This is a genomic window from Streptomyces venezuelae ATCC 10712, from assembly GCF_008639165.1.
GTDB classification, from domain to species: domain Bacteria; phylum Actinomycetota; class Actinomycetes; order Streptomycetales; family Streptomycetaceae; genus Streptomyces; species Streptomyces venezuelae.
Genome location: NZ_CP029197.1, coordinates 485,485 through 501,660, shown reverse-complemented (window position 1 = coordinate 501,660; position 16,176 = coordinate 485,485). Strand labels below are relative to the sequence as shown.

10 protein-coding genes are annotated in these 16,176 nt (G+C 72.8%); 5 read left to right on the top strand and 5 right to left on the bottom strand.

The genetic code is table 11. The annotated features are described in order from the left end of the window. Positions 1-195: 195 nt before the first annotated feature. From DEJ43_RS02220 to DEJ43_RS02210, 3 genes are all read right to left on the bottom strand, one after another. Positions 196-399, bottom strand: coding sequence for a cold-shock protein (locus DEJ43_RS02220; RefSeq protein WP_015031667.1), 204 nt, complete (start codon positions 397-399; stop codon positions 196-198). 211 nt (positions 400-610) lie between these two features. Then, positions 611-1,381 (bottom strand): DUF817 domain-containing protein, encoded by a 771-nt coding sequence (locus DEJ43_RS02215; RefSeq protein WP_041661980.1) that lies wholly within the window; start codon positions 1,379-1,381, stop codon positions 611-613. 141 nt (positions 1,382-1,522) lie between these two features. After that, positions 1,523-2,968, bottom strand: a complete 1,446-nt coding sequence (locus DEJ43_RS02210) for a glyceraldehyde-3-phosphate dehydrogenase (protein WP_041661978.1) — start codon at positions 2,966-2,968, stop codon at positions 1,523-1,525. A 139-nt stretch (positions 2,969-3,107) separates the two neighbouring features. Here DEJ43_RS02210 and DEJ43_RS02205 point away from each other — a divergent pair, with 139 nt between their 5' ends. Then, complete coding sequence (locus tag DEJ43_RS02205; protein WP_015031664.1) at positions 3,108-5,993, top strand: AfsR/SARP family transcriptional regulator; 2,886 nt, start codon at positions 3,108-3,110, stop codon at positions 5,991-5,993. A gap of 36 nt (positions 5,994-6,029) precedes the next feature. Here DEJ43_RS02205 and DEJ43_RS02200 read toward each other — a convergent pair whose 3' ends face one another. After that, positions 6,030-7,061 carry a serine hydrolase domain-containing protein gene (locus DEJ43_RS02200; RefSeq protein WP_041661977.1) on the bottom strand — a complete coding sequence of 344 codons (1,032 nt, stop codon included), beginning with the start codon at positions 7,059-7,061 and terminating at the stop codon, positions 6,030-6,032. Between the two features lie 117 nt (positions 7,062-7,178). Continuing rightward, on the bottom strand, positions 7,179-8,915 hold the full coding sequence (locus DEJ43_RS02195) for a VanW family protein (RefSeq protein WP_015031662.1): 1,737 nt from the start codon (positions 8,913-8,915) through the stop codon (positions 7,179-7,181). A 165-nt stretch (positions 8,916-9,080) separates the two neighbouring features. Here DEJ43_RS02195 and DEJ43_RS02190 point away from each other — a divergent pair, with 165 nt between their 5' ends. The 4 genes from DEJ43_RS02190 to DEJ43_RS02175 all read left to right on the top strand — a co-directional run bounded on the left by DEJ43_RS02190 (position 9,081) and on the right by DEJ43_RS02175 (position 16,151). Further along, entirely contained in the window at positions 9,081-9,842 is a 762-nt protein-coding gene (locus DEJ43_RS02190; protein WP_015031661.1) for an IclR family transcriptional regulator, read from the top strand. Between the two features lie 46 nt (positions 9,843-9,888). Further along, on the top strand, positions 9,889-10,218 hold the full coding sequence (locus tag DEJ43_RS02185) for a putative quinol monooxygenase (RefSeq protein ID WP_015031660.1): 330 nt from the start codon (positions 9,889-9,891) through the stop codon (positions 10,216-10,218). 94 nt (positions 10,219-10,312) lie between these two features. Continuing rightward, the gene (locus DEJ43_RS02180; protein WP_015031659.1) at positions 10,313-11,347 is read left to right on the top strand and encodes a LacI family DNA-binding transcriptional regulator; all 1,035 of its coding nucleotides are present in this window, start codon (positions 10,313-10,315) and stop codon (positions 11,345-11,347) included. Between the two features lie 148 nt (positions 11,348-11,495). Further along, positions 11,496-16,151, top strand: a complete 4,656-nt coding sequence (locus DEJ43_RS02175; RefSeq protein WP_233447910.1) for an aminotransferase class I/II-fold pyridoxal phosphate-dependent enzyme — start codon at positions 11,496-11,498, stop codon at positions 16,149-16,151. Positions 16,152-16,176: the final 25 nt, after the last annotated feature.

Genomic DNA, 16,176 nt, shown 5'->3' with positions numbered 1-16,176 from the left:
CGGCCCGATGAATTTCAGGAACGTACCGAACGCGATATGCGTGCGGATCCGGCCACGCCGAGGGATGGAAATAGGCGTCCGGTCCGTGAAAAGTCTGATATATGCCTGGGAATACGTCGAACTGCCTGGAAAACACAACGAGCCGGGGCCCTCACCACGTGGGTGAGGACCCCAGCTGCGTCGGACGTGTCAACGTCAGGCGGGGAGGATGTTCTCCGCCTGCGGGCCCTTCTGGCCCTGCGTGACGTCGAAGGTCACCTTCTGGCCTTCCTGGAGCTCACGGAAGCCCGAGGTGGCGATGTTGGAGTAGTGGGCGAAGACGTCCGGGCCGCCACCCTCCTGCTCGATGAAGCCGAAGCCCTTTTCCGAGTTGAACCACTTCACGGTGCCGTTAGCCATGTCAAATCTCCTTCGGGGCGTAGCCCTGGAAGCCGCACTGTGCGGATTCCGGCGTCGCCGTGATGATTGCCCCGTCCGGAAAACTGCACCGAAAACACAGAAAGTGCCTGACGATGTCGAATCGTCAAAGGCACTGTAAGTTTCTTTGGGAACCACGACTGCAACTGCTGTCGACTGTACCACGTCCCCCGCGGGCGTGCACGAAATTGCTTCAATTCTCGTGTCGCACCGAGCGGGAGGGCATTGCCAGGACGAACGTGACCGTCATCAGCAGCGCCCACGCGCCGAACTTGGCGAGGGACACCGGCTGCCAGCCGTCCAGCTGGTGCGGATAGCTCCACGCCCCGACGTACGTCGCCGCGTTCTCCGCGACCCAGAGGAAGAAGCCGATCAGGACGAACGACAGGGCCAGCGGCATCCGGTGGTCGCGTTCGCCCACCCGGAACCGCACCCAGGTCCCCGCCGTCGCCACGAGGAGCAGCGCCGCCAGGGCCCACCGGGCGTCGGGCAGCCAGTGGTGGCTGAAGAAGTTCACGTACACGGCGGCGGCGAGCACCGCCGTCGCCCGCGGCCGGTAGCCCGTCAGCCGCAGGTCGAAGAGGCGCCGCGCACGGCAGACGTAACTGCCCAGCGCCGCGTACAGGAACCCGCCGTACAGCGGCACCCCGCCGACCTTCGTCAGCGCCTCCTCCGGATAACTCCACGAGCCCATCCGCACCTTCACCAACTCGAAGAGCAGGCCCGTGGCGTGGCAGGCGGCGATCACCGCGATGTCCCGCCCGGTGTCCCACCCGACCTTCCAGGCCACGACGGTGAGGACGATCCCGTACAGCAGCAGCAGGTCGTAGCGGGCGACCGGAAGGTCCGGCAGCAGGGAGGAGACGGCGATCCCCCCGACGAGCGCGACGGCGAAGGCGCAGCACCGCGCCTCCAGTACGGCGAACCGCAGGAGCTGGCGTATCCCGTGCGTGAACGTGTCCATGCGGGGAGGGACGCCGGAGCCCCGCGATCGGTTCGCGCCCCCGGGCCGGTGACGACGGAGCGCCCCCGGCCCGGATACGACGGCGCGCCGCACCTCCCGGAGGAAGTGCGGCGCGCGGTCGTGCCGTTGGGCGGGTGGGGATCAGACCGCCGGGGCCGGGAAGGTCGGGTACTCCACACCGGAGACGTGCTGGACGACCCGGATGACCTGGCACGAGTAGCCGAACTCGTTGTCGTACCAGAGGTAGAGGATCGCGTTGTCGCCGTCGACCTTGGTGGCGCCGGCGTCGACGATCGACGCGTGGCGCGAGCCCACGAAGTCCATCGAGACGGCGTCGGGGGCGGTCGTGAAGTCGATCTGGCGCTTCAGCGGCGAGTGCAGCGAGACGTCACGGAGGTACTCGAGGACCTCGTCGCGGGTGGTCTCGCGGCCGAGACGCAGGCTCAGGATGGCGATCGAGACGTCCGGGACGGGGACGCGGATCGAGCTGCCGGTGATCGGGGCCTTGAGGTCCGGCAGCGCCTTGGCGACGGCCGAGGCTGCACCGGTCTCGGTGATCACCATGTTGAGCGGCGCGGAGCGGCCGCGACGGTCGGCCTTGTGGTAGTTGTCCAGGAGGTTCTGGTCGTTCGTGAACGAGTGGACCGTCTCCACGTGGCCGCGGAGCACGCCGTACTCGTCGTCCATCGCCTTCAGCGGCGGCACGATCGCGTTGGTGGTGCAGGAGGCGCAGGAGAGGATCTGCTCGTCCGGCTTGATCGTGTCGTGGTTGACGCCGTGCACGATGTTCGGCACGTCACCCTTGCCGGGCGCGGTCAGGACGACCTTGTCGATGCCGGGGCGCAGGTGCTTCGACAGGCCCTCGCGGTCACGCCACTTGCCGGTGTTGTCGATCAGGATGGCGTTCTCGATGCCGTACGCCGTGTAGTCGACCTCGGAGGGGTCGTTGGCGTAGATCACCTTGATCGTGTTGCCGTTGGCGACGATCGTGCTGTTCGCCTCGTCGACCGTGATGGTGCCCTGGAACTGGCCGTGGATCGAGTCGCGGCGCAGCAGCGAGGCGCGCTTGACGAGGTCCTGGTCGCCACCGCCGCGGACGACGATCGCGCGCAGGCGCAGACCGTTGCCCGAGCCGGCCTTCTCGATGAGGAGCCGGGCGACGAGACGGCCGATGCGGCCGAAGCCGTAGAGGACGACGTCGCGTCCGTCACGGCGCTCGATCTTGTTCTCACCGGTGGCACCGGCGACGGCCTCGGCGGTGAACTCCTCCACCGTGAGACCGCGGTTGTCGGTCTTGTACTCGGCGGCCAGCATGCCGATGTCGATCTGGGACGGGCCGAGATCGAGGGTGGTGAGCGTCTGGAGGAACGGGAGCGTCTCGGTGACCGACAGCTCCTCGCCGGCGATCTGGCGGGCGAAGCGGTGGGTCTTGAGGATGCTGACCACCGACTTGTTCACCAGGGAGCGGCTGTGGACCAGGACGGTGATGTCCTGCTCCCGGTGCAGCTTCCCGATGATCGGGATCATCGACTCCGCGATCTCCTCGCGGTTCTTCCAGCTGGTGAACGAGTCGTCATTGACAGTCACAAGTTTATCTTTCGAGCTAGGCGGCGCTCATATGGTAACCCCCGGCCGGTTTGATCAATCAAGGGGTGCCGAACCGTACGATGGACGCCGTCGGGACCCGCCTCTGGGCAGGTGGGACGGCCTACCAGGATGCGGGGGCATGGTGGTGAAGTTCGGACTGCTCGGGACGCTCGTCCTCCACGACGGCACGGAGGCGCGTCCCGTCGGCGGACCCAAGGTCCGCGTCCTCCTCGCGGCACTGCTGCTCCAGGCGAACCGGACCGTCTCCAGGGACGCGCTCAAAGAGGCCCTGTGGGGCGATTCCGTCCCCGCCAGCGCCGACGCCGCCCTCGCCAACCACCTCACCCGGCTCCGCCGGCTCCTCGCCGCCGTGGACCCCGAAGGAGCCGAGGAGCGCCTGCGCACCCTCGCCCCCGGCTACCAGCTGCTCGTCCACGAGGGCGAGCTCGACGCCGACGTCTTCGAGGCGCGCGTCCGGGCCGTACGGCACGCCCACCGGCGCGAGGACTGGGAGGAGGTCCGCCGGGAGGCCGCGCTCGCCATGCCGCTGTGGCGCGGCACGCCCCTCGCCGACCTGGCGCCCTTCGCCGACTCCGAGGGCCCCGCGCTCCGGGTCCACCAGCTCGCGGAGGCCCGCCTCCAGGCCCTCGAATGGAGCTTCGACGCGGAACTCCAGCTCGGCAGGCACCAGGAGGCCGTCGCCGCGCTCAGCACGCTCGCGGCAGAGCACCCTCTGCGGGAGGGCTTCCACCGGCGCCTCATGCTGGCCCTGCACCGGTCCGGCCGGCAGGCCGACGCCTTCGCCGTCTACCACCGGCTCCGCCGCAGCCTGGTGGACGAACTCGGCACGGAACCCGGCGACGCCGTCCAGCGCGCCCACCAGGAACTCCTCACCGGCGAACCGGCCCCCCGCCCGCCCGCCCCCGCGGCGCGGACCGCGCCCCGGCCGCCGTTCCAGCTGCCGTACGACGGGGACGCCTTCACGGGCCGGGCGGCGGAGACGGCGGCGATCCGGACGGCGCTGGGGCTGGCCGGACCGGAGGGAGCCGGGGACACCGACGACCACGCGGCCGGACCGGCCGGCGCGACCCCCCGTACCCGACCCGTCGTCATCTCCGGCATGGGCGGAGTCGGCAAGACGGCCCTCGCCGTCCACGTGGCGCACCGGGTGAGCGAGGCGTTCCCGGACGGGGCCCTCTACGCGGACCTGCGCGGCTACTGCGTCCACGGCGCGCGCACCGCGAACGAACTGCTCGCGCGTTTCCTCTCGGACCTCGGCGTGCACCACGACACGCTGCCCGACGACACCGACGACCGGGCCCTGCTCTTCCGCGCCGCGCTCGCCGAGCGCCGCGTCCTGCTCGTCCTCGACAACGCGCGCAACGCCGCGCACGTGGCGCCGCTGCTGCCGGCCGGCGGACCCAGCGCCGTACTGATCACCAGCCGGCAGCTGCTCGCCGACCTGCCGGGCGCCGTCACCGTCCCGCTCGCCCCGCTGCCCGAGCCGGACCAGCACGCGCTGCTCGCCGCCCTGGCCGGGGCCGATCGCGTACGGCGGGAGCCCGAGGCGCTGGCCGACATCATGGCGGCCTGCGGCGGGCTGCCGCTGGCCCTGCGGATCGTCGGCGGACGGCTCGCCTCCCGCCCCTCCTGGCCGCTGGCGCTGCTGGCGAAACGACTCACCCCGCACCAGGGCCGCCTCGAAACGCTCACCATGGGCACCTTCGACGTCCGGCAGACCTTCGCGATGAGCTACGTGGCCATGCGGGACGGCGACCAGCCGCTGGAACGCGAGGCCGCGCGCGCCTTCCGGCTGCTCGGCCGGGCGTGGCCTGGCCACGGGGTGACCCCGCAGTCCGCCGCCGCGCTCCTCGACGTCACGGAGACCCGCGCCGCGGCCGTGCTCGACGTCCTGGCCGACGCCCACCTCGTCCTCAACCCGGAGCCCGACCGGTACGTCCTGCACGACCTGCTCGGCGAGTACGCGTGGGGGAGGGGCGAGGAGGAGGACACGGAGGCGGACCTCACCGCCGCCACCCTGCGGCTGCTCTCCTGGTACGTCACCGCCCTCGCGACGGCCTCGCTCGTCGCGACCCGCGAGTCGCAGTCCCCGCCGCCGCTGGCACCGGAGACGGGCGTGCCGCTGTCGCTTCCCGTGTTCGCCGACGACGACGCGGCGATCCGCTGGACCGCCGGCGAACTCCCCGCGATCCGGGCCGCGCTGACCCGCGCCGGGGAGCTGGGCCGGTCCGACATGGCCTGGCGGCTCGCGGTGGGACTCTTCGGGTACGCCGGAACGCACTGGTGGACGACGGAGTGGGACACCTGCCTCGGGCAGGCGATGGACATCGCCCGCGCCCACGACGACACGCTGGGCCAGGCGTGGCTGCACCGGCGGATGGCCGTGGCGCACGGCATGGCCTTCCGCAACGAGGCCTGCCTCGCCCATCTCCGGATCGCCCTCGACCTGTTCACCGCGCGCGGCGACGTCCTGGCCCAGGCGTCCATCCTGGGCAACATGTCGTCGCTGTACTCCCAGATCGAGGACGCCGAACAGGCGCTGGTGTACGCGGAGCTCTCGCGCGACCTGTACCGGGAGGCCGGCAACACCCGGGGCGAGGCGCTCGTGCTCATCCGGATCGCGGACGCCCGGCAGCTGCTCGGCGACCTCGACCAGGCGGCGACGGCGATCCGCCGGGTGATCGAACTGCTGCGGACGGACGGTCACCGGCTGTTCCTCGCCACGGGGCTCACCAAGTACGGCGACATCCTGCGCGCCCTAGGCCGCCGGGACGAGGCCTTCGCGGCCCTCACGGAGGCGCTTGCCATCAGACACCGCATGGAGGACGCCGGCGGCACGGCCGACTGCCTGGCCTTCACCGCCCGCGCCCACCACCACTTCGGCGAAGGGGAGGCGGCCCGGGAGACCTGGCGGACCTGCCTGGAACTGGCCCGCACCCACAACCTGACCACACGGATAGACGAATGCCTCAAGGGCCTCGCCGCCCTCTCCGTCCCCGCCTAGAGGCCGCCCGCCCCCGCTCACGCGCCCCCACGCGCGTCAGGAGAAGACGAGGCGGCGGAAGACGTCCCTGACGCGGGACAGCGGGCCGGGGTCGCGGGTGAGGTAGAGGCGGTTGGTGAGGAGGACCGCCCAGCGGTCCCGGGCCGGGGACACCCACAGGCCCGTCCCGGTGAACCCGAAGTGCGCCCAGACGCCGTCCGCCGGGTCGGTGTACGGCGCCGGATGCCAGAACAGGCCGCGCGGGGGCACCAGTGCGCCGGTGTGGACGCGCAGCGAGGCGGCCGTCCACGCGGCGGAGAACGTGCCGGGCACCGGGTCGAGGAGATGACGGAGGAAACGCCCGATGTCGGGGGCGGTCGTGAAGACCCCCGCGATCCCGCAGGCGCCACCGAGCGCCCGGGCCGAGAAGTCGTGGACGGTGCCCTGGAGATGGCGGCCGCTCTCCTCGTCGTACTCGGTGGGCGCGCAGCGCTCCCTTGCCGCGGCCGGGAGCGGGCCGTACCGCGTCTCCGTCATGCCGAGCGGGGTCCAGACCCGCTCCTCGGCGAGCCGGGCGAGCGGCCGCCGGGTGAGGTACTCGGTGAGGTAGCCGAGGATCAGTGCCGCCCGGTCGGTGTACGCGACGGCCTCCCCGGGCCGGTGGCGGAGCGGCTCGGCGAGGACGCCGTCGCGGATGTCCTGCGGATCGGAGCCGTACAACGGCCGGAGGTTGGCCCGCAGCGGCATGCCCGCCGTGTGGGTCAGCAGGTGGTGCGCGGTGACCCCGGCGACGGGCCGCCCCGCCGCCTCGGGCCAGTAACTGCCCAGCGGGGCCGCGAGATCGAGCTTCCCGGCGTCCACGAGGGTGCCGGTGACGGCCCAGACCGCGAGGATCTTGGTGAGGCTGGCGACGTCGAAGAGGGTGTCGTGACGCACGGGCCCGGCGGGGCGGGCCGGGTCGAGCACCCCCACCGCGCCCCGCGAGAGGGTCGTACGGGCGTCGCCCACGGCCCAGACGAGGCCGGGGCAGACGCCCGCGCGCACGGTGTCGGAGAGGAGTCGCTCGAAGGGGTCGCGGCGCGGTACCAAGGCGTGCCTCCGGCGGGTTGGGGGCCCTGGCCTGGTGGGCCGTGCTCCGGAGTCATGCCCCGGCGCCACGGGAAGACACCCTTCCGCCGGTCCCCTTGCCCGTCGTTCACCCCCGGGTCACGTGCAGGTGACCTCGTCGCGCGGGGTGTAGTGGGTCTTGAAGGTCTCGCGCTTGACCTCGGCGCCGCCGTTCTTGAACACCCGGTCCACGGCGATGTCGAAGCCCTCCAGGGGAGGCTGGGGCACACAGGCCTTGCCGGTGCCCTCGGCCTTCTTGGGCTCCGTGAGGTTGGTGCGCGGTCCGGCCACCGCCTCCACGGAGTCGTACTTCTTGGTGCCGAGGAAGCTCACGGTGACGGAGGAGTCCGTCGCGCCGGCCTTGATGTAGATCGGCTTCCCGGTGTCGTTGCGGAACTTCAGGTCGAGCGAGCCCCAGGCGACGGTCGCCTCGCGGCCGGCCGGGTAGCGCTCGATGTAGAAGGAGTGGGCGCCGTACTCGACGGGCTTCACCCCGGCGAAGAACATGGCGTTGAAGACGGTGGTGGCCATGGCGGACACGCCGCCGCCGGGCGCCGAGCGGTACTGGCCGTCGAGGATCATCGTGCCGTCGACGAAGCCGTTGTCCGGGGTGCGCTCGCCGACGGTCTTGTTGAAGCTCCACACGGCACCGGGCTGCACGACCGAGCCGTTGATGAGCTCGGCCGCCCGGCCGATGTTCGTCGTCCGGTAGGGCGCGGTCGGGAAGTTCACCGTGAACGTCGACATCTGCTCCGTGATGCCGAGCCGGGCGAGGGAGCCGGCGGTCAGTTCCGGCTGGGTGACCGTGGTGGCCACCGGCGCCGTGCGCGCGGCGCCCGACTTGGTGAGCAGCGGGCGGACGGCGTCGCCGAGGGCCTTCGCCGTCACCTCGTGGCCCGGCCGGCCCTCCGACTCCACGACGACCTTGCCGTCCCGCACCCCGAGGGTGGCCTCGACCGGCGCGCCGGTCAGGGCGGCGACCGGCCGCGCCACGTCCGGGTCGCGCAGCAGCGCCTCGGCGTCCAGGTCGGCGGTGAGCCGGCCGGCGTCGTTCTTCACGGTGAGGTGGTCGCCGAGGGTGGCCGCGGAGATCCGCAGCCGGTCCTTGCCGGCCGTGAGCGTCACGGGGCCGGAGACGGCGGGTTCGGCGTACGTGTCGAGGAAGCGGGTGACCTCGGCGGCCGGCAGCTTCGGCTCGGTCACGGTGACGGGCAGGACGACGGGAGCGGCGCCGGTGGCGGCGGGGTAGGCCGCGCGCAGGGTGTCGACGGCCTTTCCGGTGTCCAGCTTCTGGCCGGTCACCGGCCGGGTCGCGACGGCCTTGCCGGCGCGGAAGGCGACGGAGCCCTCGCGCACCGCGCGGTCGTTCTTCTCGGCCAGGCCGTCCACGAACGCCCGTGCCTTGCCGGCGTCGTAGGCGAGGACCGGCCGGATCTCGCGCTCGCCGGACGAGAAGAGCCGCCCGATGACGGTGACCGGGTCGCGGGAGGGGTCGGCCGCGAGGTCGACGGTCTTCGCGAGGTCGACCGTCAGTCCGGCGGACGCCGGCTCCACGGTCGACGCGCGGTCGCCGACCCGCACGGGTATGGGCGCGCTCCACGCGGCCGGGGCCTCGGCGGCCAGCTTGGCCCGGGCCTCGGCACGGCTCATGCCGCCGATGTCCACGCCGCCGACCCGGGTGCCGGCGGATATGTCGTCGCCGGTCGCGAACAGCCCCGCCACGTACAGGCCGCCCGCGGCGACGGCGACCACACCGGTGGCGATCGCGGCCGTCCGGAGACGCGGACGGCGCCCCTCGCGGGGCGTCCGGGCATGGTGGGTCGTGGAGCGAGGCACACGCTCTCCCGTGGCTTCGAGGTCGGGGGGAACACCCGACGGTACGCCGAAAGTGTGTCTTATGCACATAAAGACGTTCTGACCTGCGGAGATACGAAGGGGAGCGACGAGGTCACGGAGAGTGATCGGGGACTCGCCCGGAAGCACCCCGCCTAAGCTGGACCGATGCCTGCCCCGCCCCCGAGCCCCGGGCCCCAGTCCGTCGACCGGGCCCTCGCCGTCCTCGACGCCGTCGCCGACGCCGACCGGCCCGTCGGGGCCAAGGCGCTGGCCCGACAGCTCGGCTGCGCCCTCTCGACCGTCTACCACCTCACCGGGCCCCTCCTCGCGCGCGGCTACCTCGTCCGCACCTCCGAGGGGTACGCCCCCGGGCCCCGCGTACCGGCCCTGCAGCGGTCCCACCAGCGGCACCACGGGCTCGGTGCCGGCACCGGCGAGCTCCTCGGCCTGCTGCGCCGGGCGACCGGCGCGGAGGCGTACCACACCGCCTACCGCGACGGCCTGATCACCGTCGTCGACACCACCGCCCCGGTCACCGACCCGGCCCACCCCTTCGTCCCCGGCCCCGAGGACCGCGCCCACGCGACCGCCCACGGCAAGGCGCTGCTCGCCGCGCTGCCCCGGCCGCTGCGTCGCCGCTACCTCGCGGAGCACGGGATGGCCCGCTTCACCGAGCGGACCATCACCAGCGCCGAACGCTTCGAGGCCGAGGTCGACCGGGTACGCGGACAGGGCTTCGCCGTGTCGGTGGGCGAGGCGGACCTCGCGTACACCTGCCTCGCCGTGGCGCTGCCCGAGCGCGGCGACGGCATCGTGCACGCCCTCTCCGTCTCGCTGCCCACCGAGGGCTTCGGGCGGCGGCAGGGCGGGATCATGGCCGCGCTCGCCCGGGCCGTACCGGAGTTTCCGGCCCTGCCGGAATCCTGAGCGGACCCGCTGGCCGCACCCCGCCGGGGCGCCGCACGCTGGACGCATGATCTTCATCGCCGTCCGCTTCACCGCCCGCCCCGACCACGCCGACCGCTGGCTCGACCTCGTCGACGACTTCACCCGCGCCACCCGCGAGGAGCCGGGCAACCTCTTCTTCGACTGGTCCCGCAGCGTCGACGACCCGAACGTCTTCGTCCTCCTCGAGGCCTTCGCCGACGCCGAGGCGGGCGCCGCCCACGTCGCCTCCGCCCACTTCACGGCCAGCCTGGCCACGATGGCCGGAGCCATCGCCACCACCCCCGAGATCATCAACGTCGAGGTCCCGCAGCAGGGCTGGGGCGCCATGGCCGAGCTCGCCCCGACCGGCGCCTGAGCCCCTCCCCGGCGTCCCCGGGACGCCGCCGCCCCGCCTGATAGGTTCGCGTGCACACGCAGGCGGGGCGGCGGCCCGAGGGGAGAGGCGGCACATGGCGGCGAGCGGACGGCAGACCGGCAGGCCCACCCTGGAAGAGGTCGCGGCCAGGGCCGGAGTCGGCCGCGGCACGGTCTCCCGGGTCATCAACGGCTCGCCCCGGGTCAGCGAACAGGCCAAGGCCGCCGTCGAGCGGGCCGTCGCCGAACTCGGCTACGTCCCCAACCGAGCCGCGCGTGCCCTGGCCGGCAGCAGGACCGACGCCGTCGCCCTGGTCATCCCCGAGACCGAGTCCCGGCTCTTCGCCGAGCCGTACTTCCTCGACATCATCCGCGGCGTCAGCGGCGAACTCGCCGACGCCGACAAACAACTGCTCCTCACCCTGATCCGCAGCGAACAGGAACGGCAGCGCTTCGAGCAGTACCTCGCCGCCCAGCGCGTCGACGGCGTCCTCCTCGTCTCCGTGCACGGCTCCGATCCGCTGCCCGACCAGGTCCGCGCGCTCGGCCTGCCCGCCGTCCTCAACGGCCGCCGCACCGAGGACGAGCGCGTCGCCTTCGTCGACTCCGACAACACCGGCGCGGGCCGCACCGCCGTCGCCCACCTCGCCGCCCGCGGCCGCCGCGCCGTCGCCACCATCACCGGCCCGCTCGACATGTACGTGGCCCGCTGCCGCCTCGACGGCTACCGCGAGGGCCTGACCGACGCCGGACTCGCCCCCGACGAGACGCTCGTCGCGAACGGCGACTTCACCGAGGAGGGCGGCCGGCGCGCCATGCGCGAACTCCTCGACCGCAGGCCCGACCTGGACGCCGTCTTCGCCGCCTCGGACGTCATGGCCGCGGGCGCGCGCGGCGTCCTGCGCGAGGCCGGCCGCCGGGTCCCCGAGGACGTCGCCCTCGTCGGCGTCGACGACTCGGCCGTCGCCCGGCACATGGACCCGCCGCTGACCAGCGTCCGCCAGCCCATCGAGGAGATGGGCCGCACCATGGCCCGGCTGCTGCTCCAGGAGATCGCCGAACCGAGCGGACCCGACGAGCAGCCCCGGCAGATGCTCCCGACGGAACTCGTGGTCCGCGCCTCGTCCTGACGCGCCCCGCCCCGACGGGGCCCTTCGGTGCCCGGACGGCTCCGAGATGCAGCCGCCCCTGGCGCCCCGGAGAATGGACACCGTACGGGGTCCGTATCCGCGACAGGGCGCTCCGACGGCGTCCGACCCGGCAAGGGGGCGGTCGACGATGTCGCTGCGCCAGCCGAACCGGCCGCTCGCCGCGACCGGGACACTGCGCCGCTGGACCCTCGTGTACCTCCTCGTCGTGGCCGGGCTGACGGTCGCCTATCTGCAGGTCCCCGCCCGGCACACCGTCCTGTGGGCGCTCATCGGGCTCGGCGGCGTCGGCGCCATCCTCGTCGGGGTCCATCTGCACAAGCCCTCACGCCGCTGGCCCTGGCTGGTGCTCGCCGCCGCCAACCTCGCCTTCGTCGGCGGCGACACCGCGTACAACGCCCTGGAGGCCTTCTTCGGGCAGATCAGGCCCTTCCCGTCCGTGGCGGACGCCCTCTACCTGGTGACCTACCCGCTGTTCGCCGTCGGCCTGTTCGGCTTCATCCGCTACCGGGCCGTCGGCCGTGACCTCGGGGTCGTCCTCGACGCGCTCATCCTCACCTCGGGCCTCGCGCTGCTCTCCTGGGTCAACCTCATCACCCCGCTCGCCAGGAGCGAGGACATGAGCTGGATCGAGAAGGCCATCTCGATCGCCTACCCCCTCGGCGACGTCCTGATGCTCGCGATGCTGGCCCGGCTCCTCGTCCCCGGCGGCCTCAGATCCCGATCCGTACAGCTCCTCACCCTCGGCACCTGCGGCATCCTCGCCTCCGACGTCATCTACGGCTTCCTCCAGCTCCGCGGCACCTGGCAGGTCGGCACCCCCTGGGACCTGGGCTGGGTCGTCTTCTTCACCGCCTGGGGACTCGCCGCCCTGCACCCCTCCATGACGGGCCTGACCGAACGCGCCCCCGAACCGGCACCGCACGTGGCCGAGCGGCGGCTCGTCCTGCTCGCCTGCGCCTCGCTCGTCGCGCCCGCCCTGCTCCTCTTCCAGTCGCTGCGGCACGACCGCGACCAGGACATCGCCGTCATCGCGATCTTCTCGGCCCTGATGTTCCTGCTGGTCCTCGCCCGGCTCTGGGGCATGATGAACGACCACGGCAAGTCCGAGGCGCGTGAACGCAGCCTCCGGATCGCCGCCGCGTCGCTGGTCGCCGCCCTGAGCCCGCGCGAGGTCGCCGGCGCGGTGGAGACGGCGTCCGCCACCCTCTTCGGTCCCGGTACCGCTCACCGGGTCCTCCTGCTCACCCGGGACCGCAAGGGCGGCCTCAACGCCGTCGCCACCGCCGGCCACCCCTGGAGCTGCCACACCGACGAGCTGACCCGGCCCGCCTCCGTACGGCCCGCCACCGGCCCGGAGTCCGCCCGGCCGGCCGCGCCGGAGCCCGTACGCCCGCCCGGCCAGGACCGGGACCCCGGCCAGGACCCGGCACCGGACCACGACGAGACGACCGGCCCCCACGGCCCCGCCGGCCCGCGGGCCACCGGCACGGCCCCGCCCGAACCCCACGGCACCGCCTGGCCCGACTCCGTCGCCGAGGGGACCCGGCTCCTGCCCGTGCACCGCCTGGACCCCGCCGTCGCCGCGGAACTCGCCCCCGAGCTCTTCGTGCTGATGTGCCCCCTGAAACTCCAGGCCCCGGCCGGACCCGAACCCCTGCTCGGCGTCCTGCTCCTGGCCGGCCCCGAGAAGAAGCTCGCCGAGATCTCCGGCTCCGCCCAGTCCCTCGCCTCCCAGGCGGCCCTGGCCCTCGAACGCTTCGCCCTCAGCGAGGAGGTCAACCGCCGTACCAGCGAGGCCTACTTCCGTACCCTCGTGCACAACACCTCGGACGTGATCCTCATCGTCGACGACGACGACACCGTCCGGTACGCGAGCCCCTCCGCCGAGACCATGTTCGGCCGCTCCCTGCTCCCCGGGACCCCGCTCACCGACCTCGTCGCCCCCGCCGACACGGCCGCCGCCCTGCGCGTCCTGTCCGACGCGCGCACCCGTGCCTCCGTCGACGCCCGCGACGACTGGAAGCTGCTGCACGGCGGCTCGGCCGACCTGGAGGTCGAGGTCCGCTGCAGCAACCTCCGCGACGAGAACACCGTGCACGGCCTCGTCCTCACCCTCCGCGACGTGACCGAACAGCGGAAACTGGAACGGGAGCTGACCCACCGGGCGTTCCACGACTCGCTCACCGGGCTCCCCAACCGCGTCCTGCTCCTCGAACGGGTCGAACGCGCCCTGCTCAGGGGCCGCCGCGAATCCACCCTGACCTGCATGCTCTTCGTCGACCTCGACGACTTCAAGGTCGTCAACGACACCATGGGGCACTCCGTCGGCGACGAACTCCTCGTCGCCGTCGCCCGCCGCCTCACCTCCGTCCTGCGACTCACCGACACCGCCGCCCGGCTCGGCGGCGACGAGTTCGCCGTCCTCATCGAGGGCGCCCGCGAAACCCGCGACGCCGAGGCCCTCGCCGCCGAGATCGTGCACACCCTGAGCCAGCCCTTCCACCTCACCGACGGAGCCGTCTCGGTGTCGACCAGCGTCGGCGTCGCCACCGTCCTCGACAGCGCCCACGCCGAGGAGCTCCTCGGCCACGCCGACCTCGCCCTGTACGCGGCCAAGGCGGCCGGAAAGAAGCGCTGGCGGCTCTTCCACCCCGAGTTCCACTCCAAGCTCGTCGCCCGCCACGAACTCCAGGCCGGCATGGACACGGCCATCGCCGACCACGCCTTCGCCCTCCGCTACCAGCCGATCGTGGAGGTCCGCGACGGGGCCCCGGCCGGGCTAGAAGCACTGATCCGCTGGCCGCACGCCCGCCGCGGCATGGTGCCGCCGGACCAGTTCATCGCGCTGGCCGAGGAGAGCGGGCACATCATGCCGCTCGGCGCCTGGGTCCTCGAACACGCCGCCCTGGACATCGCCCGCTGGCAGCGCGCCCGCCCCCAGCGCGCCCCGCTCTACGCCAGCGTCAACGTCTCCGCCCGCCAGTTCCGCGACCCCGGCTTCCTCGAAGGCGTACGGCGCGCCCTGCGCTCCTCCGGGCTCGCCCCCGGCTCGCTGGTCCTGGAACTCACCGAGACCGTCCTGATGCGCCGCGACGCCCAGATCAGGACCACCATGGCGGCCCTGAAGGAGCTGGGCGTCTCCATCGCCATCGACGACTTCGGCACCGGGTTCTCCTCGCTCAGCTACCTCCGCGAGTTCCCCATCGACGTCCTCAAGGTCGACAAGTCGTTCATCGACAACATCACCACCGACCCCCAGCAGGTCGCCCTCGTCGAAGGCATCGTGCGCATCGCCGACGTCCTCGGCCTCCAGGTCGTCGCCGAGGGCATCGAGCACGAGGAACAGCGGGCGCTGCTCGCCGAGATGGGCTGCCGGTACGGACAGGGCTACCTCTTCGCCCGGCCCATGACCGCCCACCAGGCCGAGTCCTATCTGCACCGGTCCGCGCCGGCCGGGGAACGGCCACCGCTCCGCCCGGCCGTCCGGCCGGCCGCGCGGGCGGCCCACCACCCCCCGCGCGCCTCCCGCTGGCGCGACCTCGAACACCTCCACCGGACCAGCCGCATGTGCGACGCCGTGATCGACGAGGTCGACGGCCGCCGCATCCGGGTCGGCGAGGACTGGCTCATCGACTTCGCCTCCTGCAACTACCTCGGCCTCGACCTCGACCCGACGGTCATCGACGCCATCGAACCCGAGGTCAGACGGTGGGGCACCCATCCCAGCTGGTCCCGGCTCATCGGCAGCCCCCGGCTCTACCCCCGGATCGAGGAGCGGCTCACCGAACTCCTCGGCGCCCCCGACACCCTGCTGCTGCCCACCATCACCCTCATCCACCAGTCGGTGATCCCGCTCCTCGCGGGCACCGGCCAGGTCTTCGTCGAGGCGCGGGCCCACCGGACCGTGTACGACGGCTGTGTCGTCGCCCGGGGCCAGGGCGCCGAGATCCACCGCTTCCACGCCGAACGGCCCGACGAGCTCGAGGCGCTGCTGCGCGGCGCGCCCGCCGACGCGACCCGGCTCGTCTGCATGGACGGCGTCAACAGCATGACCGGCAACTTCCCCGACCTGCCCACCCTGGCCCGGGTCTGCCGCGAGAACGGCGGCCTGCTGTACGTCGACGACGCCCACGGCTTCGGTGTGATCGGGGAGCGCCGCCCCGGCGAGACCAGCCCCTACGGCTCGCGCGGCAACAGCATCGTCCGCCACCTCGGCGAGACCTACGACGACCTGGTCCTGGTCGGCGGCTTCTCCAAGGCGTTCTCCTCGCTCCTCGCCTTCCTCGCCGTCCCCAAGTGGCTCAAGGACCATCTGAAGGTGGCGGCGGCCCCGTACCTGTACTCCGGTCCCTCACCGACGGCCTCGCTGGCCACCGCCCTCGCCGGGCTCGACGTCAACGACGCGCGCGGGGACGAGATCCGGGCCGTCCTGTACCGCAGGACGGCCCGCGTCCTCGCCCATGTACGCGCCCTGGGCATCGCCACGCCGAACACCGACGGACTGCCCATCGTCGAGATCCCGCTCGCCGACGCCGACGACCTCGACGACGTCGCCTCCTTCCTCTGGGAGCACGGCATCTACGTGACGCTCGCCTCCTACCCGCTGGTCCCGCGCGACCGGGTCGGCTTCCGCATCCAGATCACGGCCGCCAACACCGACGAGGAGATCGAGGAGCTGTGCGGGGCGCTCACGGCACTCGCCGGACGGTTCGCCCTGCAGACCGCCGACGCCCGGGCCGCGAGCCCCGGTGCCGTCACGGCCGGCCGGACGCCGGAGCCGTGACGCACGGGACCGGGCCGCGCCCGCC

Coding starts and splice junctions, on each gene's coding strand:
- DEJ43_RS02220 (WP_015031667.1), bottom strand. CDS start 399: ATGGCTAACGGCACCGTGAAGTGGTTCAACTCGGAAAAGGGCTTCGGC.
- DEJ43_RS02180 (WP_015031659.1), top strand. CDS start 10,313: ATGGCGGCGAGCGGACGGCAGACCGGCAGGCCCACCCTGGAAGAGGTC.
- DEJ43_RS02185 (WP_015031660.1), top strand. CDS start 9,889: ATGATCTTCATCGCCGTCCGCTTCACCGCCCGCCCCGACCACGCCGAC.
- DEJ43_RS02190 (WP_015031661.1), top strand. CDS start 9,081: ATGCCTGCCCCGCCCCCGAGCCCCGGGCCCCAGTCCGTCGACCGGGCC.
- DEJ43_RS02205 (WP_015031664.1), top strand. CDS start 3,108: ATGGTGGTGAAGTTCGGACTGCTCGGGACGCTCGTCCTCCACGACGGC.
- DEJ43_RS02175 (WP_233447910.1), top strand. CDS start 11,496: ATGTCGCTGCGCCAGCCGAACCGGCCGCTCGCCGCGACCGGGACACTG.
- DEJ43_RS02215 (WP_041661980.1), bottom strand. CDS start 1,381: ATGGACACGTTCACGCACGGGATACGCCAGCTCCTGCGGTTCGCCGTA.